Below are 12982 nucleotides of genomic sequence, written 5' to 3'. Positions count from 1 at the left end.
CCCAACAATTTTATAATTTCGTCTTTGATGATTTGTTTCATCCTTAAAGGCTGGTTTGATGCGTGGTAGCTCAAAGTTCAGCCTTTTTGTTTTCAGAAACAAAATCTTCGGGTAGAGTAGTAAAAACCATTGCGACTAGCTATTTATCGTTTAAATTGCTCATGTTTATGAAATCAAGATTATACATATTGCCTTTATTGCTTATCGTAGGCTGTTTGTTCTTCATTGCAACGAATCGAAAGAAAGATGATGATTATGCCGAAAAGCATCTGACGGTGGTGCTTAGAGACATAGGACATCAGTTATTACTCCATGCCAAAGACTCTAGTTCGAGAGTTTTGCCCATCAAACGGATAGATGAGAATACCTTTGAAATCGCTTTTCAAAGTAAATTCACTTTTGTATCAGATACCTTGGTGGCATTGGTACATCGTCGTTTGAAATCGACCAATTTACCGACAGAATATATTGTTAATGTAATTGATTGTGGGAAAAAAGAATTGGTTTTTGCTTATGAAGTAAGTAAAAAGACCGATAGTATTTTACCATGCTTGGGAAGACAACAAGCAGTTGGTTGTTACTTGATTCAAATTGAGTTTTTAAGAGCAGAAACGTTGGCATTCAGTAATTATTTACTCTTACTGGTTCCTTTAGGACTAATAGGTTTTATACTGAAAAGCAATTTTGTAAAAGATAAAAGTGTAGCAGAGAAAGATGTTGTACCAGAAGAAAGAGATTATATCGCAATCGGTAAATATGCTTTTTATCCTGAAAAGAACAGCTTGAAGTATGAGAATGAAAACATAGAATTATCCGAACGAGAAGCCAAACTACTAAGCATTTTTGCGATAAACCTAAATCAATTAATTGAAAGAGAAAGACTTTTAAAAGAAGTTTGGGAAGACGAAGGTGTTTTTGTAATCAGTAGAAATCTGGATGTATTGGTATCGAAATTAAGAAAAAAACTTCAAAAGGATGAATTGGTGAAAATCACTAATCAGCATGGAAAAGGGTATAAGTTGGAGGTTTTGAAGGAGGCGGAGTGAGGATAAAGAAATGAGTTTTTATAAAGAATATCATGATGTAGCGGCAACCTTTACGGTTGTCGTTTTTTGTTGGTCATATCATGAAATACGGTAACCGCAAGGGTTTACCGCTACTTGTTTTATTAATTTTTATGGTAATAGAATCTGTTTAAACTTATGTGATTTTTCTATTAGCTGGCGAATTAATTCGCCTCCACTAGTGTAAGTGTTAAGCAGATTGTAACTTGTACCCAAAATAGATTCTCGCATGACCTACGATTTAGTATTAGCAATTCAAACTTAGCAATGAAAAAAATAGCCCAATATTTTGATTATTTATTTTATTGTACCTATCATTTTATGATAAAAATTAGAAGAACAAGAGATAGGGTTGATGATGTAATATGTATTTGAAGTGATTTTTTCTTGGTTTGAAAATGAAAATAGATAGTGAAAAAGTATAAAAATAATAGATAATGAAAATAAAAAAAATAATGCTATCACTCTTGTTTTTTTTGTTTGTTGCGTTGTTAATGGAGCTCTTAATTGATTACCTTAATAAGGACGAGCCGGAAATTCATTTAAAAGTAATAGCATTAACATATAAAAATAATGAGTACGCAAAAAAAATAGGAAAATTTAAAACATTTGAAATTAATTATACTCCTATGAATTTTAATAAGGATACAGTACTTTTTGATATGACAATTAATGGTGATAAAGGATTTATCTCCTGTAGTGGGGAAACAATAAAATTTGAAAATAAATGGAAGATTATAAATCTTCGATTTATAAAATAAATCTCGCTGGGAGTATTGAAACACAACGCCATTGTGTTCGCAAATCTTATGATTGGCAAAATGCGATAAAATTTTATAAAATATTGGATAGAGGAATTCGCCAGATGGTGCTACTAACATATACCTTTTCCTCAAAGTAAAGTGTGGTGCTATTCTCATTTAAGGTCGTAGGAACGCTTCGCTTAACCAATGACTAGTTGAAAACAAAAGAGAGAAGTCCAACTTTTTAATCAAAACAAATAAAAAATATGAAATTAAGACAATTATTAATATGCTTTATTTTTTTAGGTATTGTTGTCGGGTTTCGTTTCCAAAGAACGATTAATTATTCAAACGAGGATATAAGAGGTTATTGGTTTCAGCCTCATGCTGCTTTCATTAATATTACATTTTACTCTGATGGTAAATTTGTATTCAATGATTATAATGAAAAAAAAGATACAGAAGAGCGTTTGACAGGTAAATATTTAGTGCAAAATAATCGCCTCATACTTTTATATAATGATAGACCAAAACAAACATTTAATATAATTAAAGGTCAGAATGGAGATAAAAGTTATTATATTAAGAAAAAAGGATATTATTTTGTAAAGAAAGAATAGTCTACGCTCCTCAAAGTTTACAATTTCATGATATAATAAAAAGTGGTATGAGGCTGCAAATTTCCCCATTTTTCCTACTTGTGCAAGTGTTAAGCTAAGCGTCACAATTCAGTCTTTTACTGAACAAAAGCTTTGCTACGTCGTAGCGTTGGATTGGAGAAATATCTCACAGTGGGAGTATTTTTATCATTACAGTTTACCATTCTATTTTGTGACAATATTTTACAATTGACATCAAACAATAAACGGCAACCATAAAAGTCACCGTTATCTTATTGTAATGTGTTAGAAATACTCTAGGCGAATTTAGAAAGATGTAAGTTTGATGCTTACTGATAATTCCAATTAATGTCTTTGATGTGTTATTGAGTATAAGCCTCGATAAATAGTAATCATTAATTAGCCGTTGGCTTTTTAACCTTCAATTCATCAGGAGCATCTTTGGTATAAGTTTTGAATGTTGACTTGTAATTCTTATCAAAAAGTGCTTTGATTTCTTTAATGTCAACCGAACTGGCAGGATTGAATTGCGGAGAATTCATATAAGTTTTTAAGCTATATAATAACTGACGAGCCACAAAACGTTTATCAGGTTCTGTGCTAAGGTCTGCACTAGAAATAATCAATTTGCCTTTACCAACTTTCGCTTCTAAGATTAAACCCAACTTACGATTCAAGAACCAAGTATCTATGGGCTGAACAATAGGACGGAAGCCCGCAGGAAAACTATCCAACAACATTACTTGTGAACGATTTGTAATTTCCCACCATTGTAAATTACTATGATATTCAGTCGGGAAGTTTTGAAAAGCAGGATGCGAAGGTTCGCAAAGAAAACCCAAAGTATGTGGAGGACGCATTTTGAACCAAGAAGTATTCCAGAAAACAGGTTGGAAATAATTCACTACTTCTTTCCCTTTTTCGATTTTACCAGCCGCTTCCAAGAATACTTTTCCACCATTTTGTAAAATCTCTTCTGCTTTGGCATCCAATTCTTTACAGAAATAAATTTCATTGGTATTAATGATTGGAAGTGCTTCAGGATAAACCCAAAATTCCCAATTATTCATAAACGCAGTATCATCAATACGAACTTCAAAAACGAGTTTCTGTGCTTTTTGAATAGCATTTAACGCAAAAGATACTTTACCAATGTTAAAATTATTACCAATTGGAATATTCGTTTTGTCAAATTTACCTTTTGCTAATACTTGTTTGTTTTCATCAAATATTTGCCATGAAGTTTGAGCATTATTTAGCACATCTTTACCAAAATGAAACATTTCAATATTCGCTTCAAAGCTTTCTGAGTTTTTATACACAAATTTTGGAATACGTGCCAGTGGAACGGTAGTATTACAAAATTGTGCAAATTCAGCTTGTGAAATATATCCTTTTTCTTCCCAGAAAGAATCCAAAATACCAACTAAAGCTGTTCCTTGACCAGAGTAATCGTTCAAACCAAGCATTTGAATCCCTGCTGAAATAGGCGTGCGAAATGCCGTTTCTATTTCTGTTTTATAACTCAAAGCCTGTAGTTTTCCAGTAGCCATAAAGAATTTTTCACCCAATTCTTCCATGTCTTTATCTTTCAAATCTTCTTGGAAAAGCTCATAATTCTTGGCTTTGTAAACGCCAGTATATTTACTGATTTCCTTGAAATTCGGAAAAACACACCATTGTCCTAATTCATGAGTAAGATAAGGTACTTTAAAATCTTTTACTTTATCGGCAAAGTCCTCAGTACTGCTTGGAAGTTTATTCCAAGGTAAACCTCTTGGACCAGATTTAATCATGTATTCATTGGAGGGAACTAAAGGCCAACTCATTGCTACTGATGCACCAGTATATTTACGACGAGGGTCTTTAGTTTTCCAATAGTTTATGAATTTGGTTAGGTAATCTACTTGTTTGCTTCCTCTTGGTTCATTTCCATAAGCCAACATACAAAAAGAAGCATAATTACCGTAAGCTTTTGCCATACGGTTGGTTTCATCCATGATAAATTGGTCGATAGGATGCCCATCGCCTAAAGATGAACCATGATTTGCCCAACTTGGGCCTTCAGGCTGTAGATAAATTCCCACTAAATCTGCCGCAATAAAAGCTGCTTCTGGCGGACAATACGAATGAAAACGGAAATGGTTTAAACCATAAGCTTTCGCTTTTCTGAATACTTTTTCCCAAGAAGCTACATCCATTGGAGCGTAACCAGTTAATGGAAATTGGCAGTTTTCAACTGTTCCTCTTAAAAATATAGGGCGACCATTAATTTCAAAACGTGTGCCTTTTATGGCAAAACCTCTCATTCCAAACTGTACTTTTCTAGCAGATTGTACTTGTTTTTTAACAATGATTTCGGCAGATAGATGGTACAAGGCAGGGGAAAATTCATCCCAAGTTTGGAAGTCATCGCCCATCGGATAATCAATGGTGATACTTTTTTCTTGTCCATCTATCTGGAAATCAGATAAAATTAATTTTGGAGAGTGAGCTTTAATGCTGTTAAAACTTTTTGCAGAAAGCTTAATTTGTCCTTCAACAGGCTTTTGCAAAGAATTTTTTAATACGATTTTTACTTTTGCTAAATGATTAACCAAATCTGGATAAACCTGAATATCATCAAACCAAATTTTACTTTCGGCTTCTAATTCTATTTTGCCAACAATACCGTTCCAGTTCCCTTGCGTGTGGTCTGTTAAACTATGGGAATCTTTTCCAACATTGATTGCCTTAATGCGATTATCAACACGAATTGAAATGGTATGCTTTCCTGTGGATAATTTATCGGTTAAGTCAAAGGTTTGTGCAACGCACATTGAGTTTTCTAAACCAATTTCTTCGTTATCAATCCATACTCTTGTTTCAGTGTGCGGTCTTTCTAAAGTAAGAACAATCCGTTTGTTCGCCCAACTTTTAGGAACATCTATTGCTTTTTGGTACCATGCAGCACCAACATAATATTTGGCAGGTGTTAACCAAAAAGGGAATTTTAAATTTTCAGGAGTACGATACTTCGCTAAATGTGGATTGAAGTACCAAGAACTATCGTAAATACTGCCTGTCCACTGTGTATGAATTGTTACAGGATTACCTTTGCCATTTTCTAGCATCGAACCCGGCAATTTGATGGTTTCAGAAAGTTTACTATTAAACCATTTATCTTTTACACCAACGTCTGCTGAATCAATTTTGAATTGCCAATTTCCTGCTAAAGAGATTTTTTGAGCATTGATTGTATTGCCAAACAACAAGCATAAAATAAATAAGTAATTTTTAATCATAAGTTGTTAAGCGTTTTTCGCAGTAAGACTCTACTCTTATTTGATTAAGAAACCCTGCCGAACTTATCCTCAGCAGGGCTTAGTCTTTACACCAAAAAATCTATTTTTATAATGTTGATATTAATTATTCCAATCAAAACAAGGTATCGGAACTTTTAAGTTTATGAATGAGTATTTTCTCCTATAAAGAAAATTTTGAGAGTGACAATTTGTGAATATTCTTATAAATGGAAAATAATTATCTGAAAAAATATTTATTTTCTTTTGCAAATATAAACTGTATAAATTTGATAACAAATATTGATTATCAAAGAAATTATACTATCCTGTGCCTTCCTGCTATCGTCTTTGTACAATATTGACAATGTTTTTTATTGATTTTTAGGTGTATTGGTAGATTGTATTTTTCTAATAATATAAAATTTGACAACTGTATTTTTTGATTTACTTTTTTTGAATTTTTTGTATTAGAAAAGTGCAAAGATTTTTTATGTCATCGTTATCGGGAACGTTGCCATAAAAAATGGAATATTGTATTTCCATGAAAAAATCTTTGGGAGAAAGTAAGCTAAATTAAAAGTGCTGGAAAATGTAGCTGTATTTTACCGTTATTGATAAAAAGCGGTTTGCTAAGATAGCTTGGAAAATAATTTTAATATTTTTTCAATTGATTCTTGGAAAACTTTTTAAAACACCTTTTTTACGATAGAAATGCCTTTTCAAAAAGTTATATAATTTCAAAAAATACTACCAAACGCATGACATCACAGGATGCTACAGGTAAGTACTTAATTTTTCTTTGCAATAAATAACAAACCATATTTGATGAAACAGCATAAATCAACGAAATTTTTTCAGACGCTTTTACTTTTATCAATTTCTTGTTCTTTAAGTTTCGGACAAGCAAAATGGAAGCCTATTACACAGGAATCTAAACCGTGGTCACGCTGGTGGTGGGAAGGTAACTCAGTAAATGCCAAAGATTTAACCTATAATATGGAAACTTACCAAAAAGCTGGTTTGGGAGGTTTAGAAATTACACCAATCTACGGTGTGAAAGGTCAAGAAGCTAATTTTATTGATTTCCTCTCGCCAAAATGGGTAGAAATGTTCAAACATACTTTGAATGAAGGTACTCGTTTGGGTTTGGGTATTGACCTTGCCAATGCTTCGGGATGGCCTTTTGGTGGACGCTGGGTTACGCCAGAAGACGCTTGCAAAAATGTAAATTTCAAAACTTATCAGTTGAAAGAAGGGGAGAAGCTTTCGGAAATAATTTCATTTCAACAAAGTCCATTATTGCGATATGTTTTGCCTAAAAAGACAGAGATTTCAGCTTTAAAATATCCCATTTCAAAGAATGAAAACCTTCAAGAATTGGCAATCGACCAAGTGAAGTTTGAAAAACCTTTGCCTTTACAAACACTCATGGCGTATTCTGACAAAGGCGAAATAATTAATCTGACAGACAAAGTAAGTGCGATGGGACAATTGAATTGGGAAGCTCCCAAAGGTAATTGGACACTCTACGCCATTTTTCAAGGTTGGCATGGCAAAATGGTAGAACGTGCTGGACCAGGTGGCGAAGGTGATGTAATCGACCATTTTTCAGAAAAAGCCATTCAGAATTACTTAAAAGAATTTGATAAAGCTTTTGCCAAAACGGATGTTTCAAGTATGCGTGCTTTTTTTAATGATTCTTATGAAGTAGATGATGCTCGTGGTCAATCAGACTGGACGGAAGATTTATTCAAAGAATTTCAACAAAGAAGAGGTTACGATTTAAGAAATTACTTGCCCAATCTTTTCAGCAAAGAAAATACTGATTTAAACCACAGAGTATTATTTGATTATAGAACGACAATTGGAGATTTGATTCTGGAAAAATATACTGGAGAATGGGCAAAATGGGCTCATGGTCGTGGCAAAATTGTAAGAAATCAGGCTCATGGTTCGCCAGCTAATACTTTAGATTTATACGGTTTGGTGGACATTCCAGAAATTGAAGGGACAGATTTATTGAGAATCAAATTCGCTTCTTCGGCTTCCAATGTGTTGGGTAAAAAATTAACGTCTTCGGAATCGGCTACTTGGGAAAACGAACATTTTCTTTCTTCATTAAGTGATGTTAAAAAAGCGTTAGACTTGTTCTTGGTTGGTGGTGTCAATCATATTTTTTATCACGGAACAAATTATTCTCCTAAAAACGAAGCTTTTCCCGGTTGGTTATTTTATGCAGCGGTGCATTTTACGCCACATAATCCTTTCTGGAAAGATTTTGCTACCTTGAATAATTACGTGGCTCGCACACAAACCTTTTTACAAGATAGCAAACCCAATAACGATGTCTTGTTGTACTTCCCGATTACCGACCGACTCACAGAACCTTCTAAAAAAGGTTTATTAGAACATTTTGATGGAGTAACGCCAGAATTTAACGGAACAGATTTTAAAGAAGTTGCACAAAAAATGATTGACCGTGGTTATGGCTTCGATTTTATTTCGGATAAACAAATTGCCAATTTGAAATCACAAAATCAGCAAATTATTACGGGTGGCGTTGCCTACAAAACAGTATTGTTGGCGGAGAGTGAGCAAGTACCTTTAGAGACTTTTGAGAAATTAGTACAATTGGCAAGTTCTGGAGCGACAATCATTGTACATCATAAATTACCAGCTGATGTGCCAGGCTTAGGAAATTTGGACGAACGCAGAGCAAAATTTAAAGCACTTTTGGCTCAATTGAATTTTGTGAAAGTAAACGCTAAAGTGAATCAGGCGAAAGTTGGTGAAGGTTCATTTTTATTAGGAGAAGATTTAGACGAATTGATGATTTACGCTAAAATCTATCGTGAAACCATGACGGACAAAGGTTTACAATTTGTTAGAAAAACTTCTGCAAAAGGTAATTATTACTTCATCAATAATAAAGCTGGACAGGCATTTGAAGGTTGGGTAAAATTAGAAGCTGATGCGAAATCTGCCGCTTTGTATAATCCAATGACGGAAGTTTTGGGCATGGCAAAAGTGAAAAATAAAGAAGTATTTCTGCAATTGTCTGTGGGCGAATCGTGCATTGTTGAGACTTTTAAAACAGTAGAAAAAGGTTCAACTTACCCTTATTGGAAAACAAGCAAAGAAGCCGAAGAATTAAAAGGCACTTGGAAAATATCTTTCATCGACGGTGGACCGACTTTACCTAAAACGCTTGAAACCAAAAATTTAGGTTCGTGGACGAATGCAGGCGATGCTTATCAAGATTTTTCTGGAACAGCATTGTATCAATTGAATTTTGCAAAACCTAAAACTAATGCACAAGGCTATTGGTTAGATTTAGGAAAAGTAACAGAAAGTGCTTCGGTAACATTGAACGGAAAATATTTAGCTACTTTGTTAGGTCCAACTTTTAAAGTTTTTGTACCTAATACTTTACTGAAAGTACAAAATGATTTAGCGATAAAAGTCTCTAACTCAATGGCAAACAGAGTAATTGCATTAGAAAAAGAAGGCACTGTTTGGCAGAAATTTTATAACATCAACGTCTCGGCGAGACTGAAACAAAACTTAGGAAAAGAAGGCTATTTTACTACCAAAAATTGGGCTCCAAAAGAATCTGGTTTATTAGAAAAAGTAACTTTAACACCTGTAGAGGTTTTGAAATAGGAGCTAGAAAATAGAGAGACGTTGAATAAATAGTGAATTTTCAACCATTTTATTCATACATAAATAACAAAACAATCATGTTAAAACGTCTTTCTATTTTCGCCATTTATTTGTTTATCGCCACTTTTGCGAGCATTACTTTTGCCAAACCACAAGCTGAATATTACGAAACCAGAGTATATAGTTTCAAAACGCTTGAGCAGAAAAAAGTAGTTGAAGATTATTTTAAAGATGCTGCCATTCCTGCTTTTAACCGATTGGGAATTAATTCAGTAGGTGTTTTTAATGAAGCTGACCAAAAAGATGGAATTAAATTGTATGTACTAATTCCTTATAAATCTTTAGACCAATTCAGTAAAATTTCAAGCAAATTGGCTTCTGATGCTGTGTATCAACAAGCAGCAAAACCTTATTTAGATGCCAACTTCGCTACGCCAGCTTATGAACGTTACGAAAGCTCGCTTTCAGTTGCTTTTAAAGATTGGACAAAACTGAAAGTACCAACAACTTCAGCACCAAAATCTGAAAGAGTATATGAATATCGTTTATACGAAAGCCACAGTGAAACAAAAGGATTGAGTAAAATTCACATGTTTAACGAAGGTGGTGAAATCAACATTTTTGTAAGATTGGGTTTCAATCCAGTGTTTTATGCACAAACTATCATCGGTGGGAAACAGCCAAACTTGGTGTACATGACTACTTTTGATAACAGAGCGTCGAGAGATGAACATTGGAAAGCTTTCGGAGCTGATTCAGAATGGAACCGTATTAAAGTACTTCCAGAATACGACCATGCGATGACCAAAGCCGAAATCCATTTCTTGACACCAACAGATTTTTCACAAATCTAGATAGAGTTTATGAGTTCAAAAGTTTATGAGTTTACAGTTCTGATTCATAAACTTTGAACTCATAAACATTAAACCCATAAACTCAAAAAAATGCAGGAAATCGCTTTTACGATGAAGCTCAAAAAAGGATTTGAGCAAGAATACAAAAAACGCCATGATGAAATTTGGCCAGAATTATCTGAATTATTAGTAAAATCTGGAATTACAGAATACGCTATTTATTTGGATGAAGCTTCTGGGATTTTGTTTGCTGTTCAGAAAAGAGTAGATAATCATACGCTTGACGAATTACCACAAACTGAAATCATGAAAAAATGGTGGGCATTTATGGGCGATATTATGGATACGAATCCTGATAATTCTCCAGTTGTGAAAGATTTATCTTGCGTGTATAGAATGGCTTAATTGCTGGATTTAATAAGAAAGCACAGATTTAAGGAAGATCAATATCAAGATTGATGACTTAGTCTGTGCTTTTTTGATGCTTAAATTCGATTAATGTTAAAGAATAAAATACTGAAAACCATTGAGTAAGTAATATTTAAAATTGATAATTCATCCATCACTCTCAACTATTCATTATATGAAAAACATTAGATTATTACTCTTTTCTTTTGCCTCATTTTTTGTGCAATACACTTTTGCACAAAGTAAAATCGACCGAAAAGCTTTGGTAGAACGCCACACGGTTGTGGTTAACAAAATTGATACTTTGGCTTCATTGTCGGTTGGTAATGGTAGTTTCGCTTTTACGACTGACATTACTGGTTTACAGACTTTTCCCGATTTTTATGCCAAAGGAATTTCATTAGGTACACAGTCGGTTTGGGGTTGGCATCGTTATCCGAATACTGAAAATTACAAAATCGAAGAAACGCTAAAAGAAATCAATTCTCATGGCAGAAAAGTACCTTATGCTGTTCAAGCTTCTAACAGCGAAAGAGCAAAGGCTGCCAATAATTTCCTTCGTCAAAATCCACATCGTTTACAATTAGGAAATCTTGGTTTTGAATTGTTTAAAAAAGATGGTTCAAAAGTAAATCCACAAGATTTAACTAATATTCATCAAACCTTAAATGCTTACACAGGTGAAATTACCAGTCAGTTTTCAGTAGAAGGTATTCCTGTAAAAGTAATTACAGTGGCACATCAACAAAAAGATTTGATTTCGGTAAAAGTACAATCTGAATTATTGAAAACGGGACAATTGAAATATCGTTTACGTTTTCCGTACCCTACAAATCAGTTTACAGATGAAGGAAATAATTGGAAAAATGCAGATAAACACCAATCATCTGTCGTACTTTCTAGCGAGAAATCTTTTGTTTTCAAACATCAGTTAAACGATACTGAATATTTTGTGAAAGTTGAAAGTAACCAAGATTCAAAGGTTTTACAAAGCGAAGCACACTATTTTGTGCTGAGTCCAGATACAAAAGAAAGCACCTTGGAATTCAGCGTGATGTTCTCTGAAAAGCTTCCAAAAGAAACAATTCCAAATTTTACTAACACTTTATTGAGTACAAAAACGGCTTGGAAAACTTTTTGGAGTAATGGTGCTGCGGTTGACTTTGCTGGAAGTACCGATCCACGAGCCAAAGAGTTGGAGCGAAGAATTATTTTATCGCAATATCTCACCAAAATACAATGTGCCAATAACGAGCCGCCACAGGAAACAGGTTTAACCTATAATTCTTGGTTCGGGAAGCCACATTTAGAAATGCACTGGTGGCATGGCGTTCATTTTGCTTTGTGGAATCGTACTGATTTACTTGAAAAAAGTATGAGTTGGTACAAAAAAGTTGAACCAGAAGCTAAAATTATTGCAGAAAGACAAGGTTTTGAAGGTGTTCGTTGGCAAAAAATGACCGACCCAGATGGGAAAGAAGCACCTTCGTCGGTGGGTGCATATTTACTTTGGCAACAACCACATTTTATTACTTTCGCTGAGTTGGCTTATCGTAAACATCAAGATAAAGCTACTTTAGAAAAGTATAAAGACTTAGTGTTTAAAACAGCCGAATTCATGGCTTCTTACGCTTACTTCGACCCAGAGCAAGGTCGATACATTTTAGGAAAAGGAGTAATTCCTGCTCAAGAGCGTTTTAAACCTGAAGATACTTTTAACCCGACTTACGAACTGGCTTATTGGCAATGGGCTTTATCAACTGCACAAATTTGGCGTGAACGTTCGGGTTTAAAAAGAAATGAAAAATGGGATGATGTTTTGAAAAAACTATCGCCTTTGCCTGTACAAGATGGCGTTTATTTGGCTACAGAAAATGCGACAGATTCTTATACGAATCCAGTGTTTTTAACAGATCATCCAAGTGTATTGGGTACTTTGGGAATGTTGCCAGCAAGTAAAATGCTTGATAAACAAATCATGCAAAATACTTTCGATAAAATCTGGAAGATTTGGCATTGGGATGATACTTGGGGTTGGGATTTTCCGATGGTTGCCATGACGGCAACTCGATTAAACCAACCAGAAAAAGCGATTGATGCCTTGATGATGGATATTAGAACCAACACGTATTTGCCTAACGGACATAATTTTCAAGATGCTCGTTTACGTTTGTATTTACCCGGCAATGGAGGATTATTAACAGCAGTAGCGATGATGTGCGGAGGCTATGATGGATGTAAAACGATAAATCCTGGTATTCCTAAAAATGGAAAATGGAAAGTGCGCTGGGAAGGATTTAGAAAATTCTTTTAATGATGAGTATTTAGTGAAGAATGAGGCGTTTT

General features: G+C 34.2%; 8 protein-coding genes. 7 read left to right on the top strand and 1 reads right to left on the bottom strand.

Annotated elements, in window-relative coordinates:
• The first annotated feature begins 86 nt into the window (after positions 1–86).
• From VB776_RS17565 to VB776_RS17555, 3 genes are all read left to right on the top strand, one after another.
• The gene (locus VB776_RS17565) at positions 87–1046 is read left to right on the top strand and encodes a helix-turn-helix domain-containing protein (protein WP_323698183.1); all 960 of its coding nucleotides are present in this window, start codon (positions 87–89) and stop codon (positions 1044–1046) included.
• 455 nt (positions 1047–1501) lie between these two features.
• Positions 1502–1825: a hypothetical protein gene (locus VB776_RS17560; RefSeq protein WP_323698182.1), complete on the top strand. Its 324-nt coding sequence runs from the start codon at positions 1502–1504 to the stop codon at positions 1823–1825.
• Between the two features lie 248 nt (positions 1826–2073).
• Positions 2074–2427 carry a hypothetical protein gene (locus VB776_RS17555; RefSeq protein ID WP_323698181.1) on the top strand — a complete coding sequence of 118 codons (354 nt, stop codon included), beginning with the start codon at positions 2074–2076 and terminating at the stop codon, positions 2425–2427.
• A gap of 395 nt (positions 2428–2822) precedes the next feature.
• On the opposite strand, the gene VB776_RS17550 is transcribed toward VB776_RS17555, so the two are convergent.
• Positions 2823–5711 (bottom strand): exo-beta-1,4-galactosidase, encoded by a 2889-nt coding sequence (locus tag VB776_RS17550; protein WP_323698180.1) that lies wholly within the window; start codon positions 5709–5711, stop codon positions 2823–2825.
• A gap of 825 nt (positions 5712–6536) precedes the next feature.
• Between VB776_RS17550 and VB776_RS17545 the strand changes: the two genes are divergently transcribed.
• The 4 genes from VB776_RS17545 (at position 6537) to VB776_RS17530 (ending at position 12950) form a co-directional block, all read left to right on the top strand.
• Positions 6537–9374 carry a glycosyl hydrolase gene (locus VB776_RS17545; RefSeq protein WP_323698179.1) on the top strand — a complete coding sequence of 946 codons (2838 nt, stop codon included), beginning with the start codon at positions 6537–6539 and terminating at the stop codon, positions 9372–9374.
• A 77-nt stretch (positions 9375–9451) separates the two neighbouring features.
• A complete protein-coding gene (locus VB776_RS17540; protein ID WP_323698178.1) occupies positions 9452–10228 on the top strand; it encodes an NIPSNAP family protein in 777 nt (258 codons plus the stop codon).
• A 90-nt stretch (positions 10229–10318) separates the two neighbouring features.
• Positions 10319–10633, top strand: coding sequence for an L-rhamnose mutarotase (gene rhaM, locus VB776_RS17535; RefSeq protein WP_323698177.1), 315 nt, complete (start codon positions 10319–10321; stop codon positions 10631–10633).
• Positions 10634–10811: 178 nt separating this feature from the next.
• Positions 10812–12950 (top strand): hypothetical protein, encoded by a 2139-nt coding sequence (locus tag VB776_RS17530; RefSeq protein WP_323698176.1) that lies wholly within the window; start codon positions 10812–10814, stop codon positions 12948–12950.
• Positions 12951–12982: the final 32 nt, after the last annotated feature.

The organism is Arcicella gelida (assembly GCF_034931025.1).
Lineage (GTDB): Bacteria > Bacteroidota > Bacteroidia > Cytophagales > Spirosomataceae > Arcicella > Arcicella gelida.
This window is presented reverse-complemented; position numbering and strand designations above follow the sequence as displayed.

Bases quoted from the DNA above. Each gene is read 5' to 3' on its own strand.
- VB776_RS17545 (WP_323698179.1), top strand. From the start codon at position 6,537: ATGAAACAGCATAAATCAACGAAATTTTTTCAGACGCTTTTACTTTTA.
- VB776_RS17550 (WP_323698180.1), bottom strand. From the start codon at position 5,711: ATGATTAAAAATTACTTATTTATTTTATGCTTGTTGTTTGGCAATACA.
- VB776_RS17530 (WP_323698176.1), top strand. From the start codon at position 10,812: ATGAAAAACATTAGATTATTACTCTTTTCTTTTGCCTCATTTTTTGTG.
- VB776_RS17560 (WP_323698182.1), top strand. From the start codon at position 1,502: ATGAAAATAAAAAAAATAATGCTATCACTCTTGTTTTTTTTGTTTGTT.
- VB776_RS17540 (WP_323698178.1), top strand. From the start codon at position 9,452: ATGTTAAAACGTCTTTCTATTTTCGCCATTTATTTGTTTATCGCCACT.
- VB776_RS17555 (WP_323698181.1), top strand. From the start codon at position 2,074: ATGAAATTAAGACAATTATTAATATGCTTTATTTTTTTAGGTATTGTT.
- rhaM (WP_323698177.1), top strand. From the start codon at position 10,319: ATGCAGGAAATCGCTTTTACGATGAAGCTCAAAAAAGGATTTGAGCAA.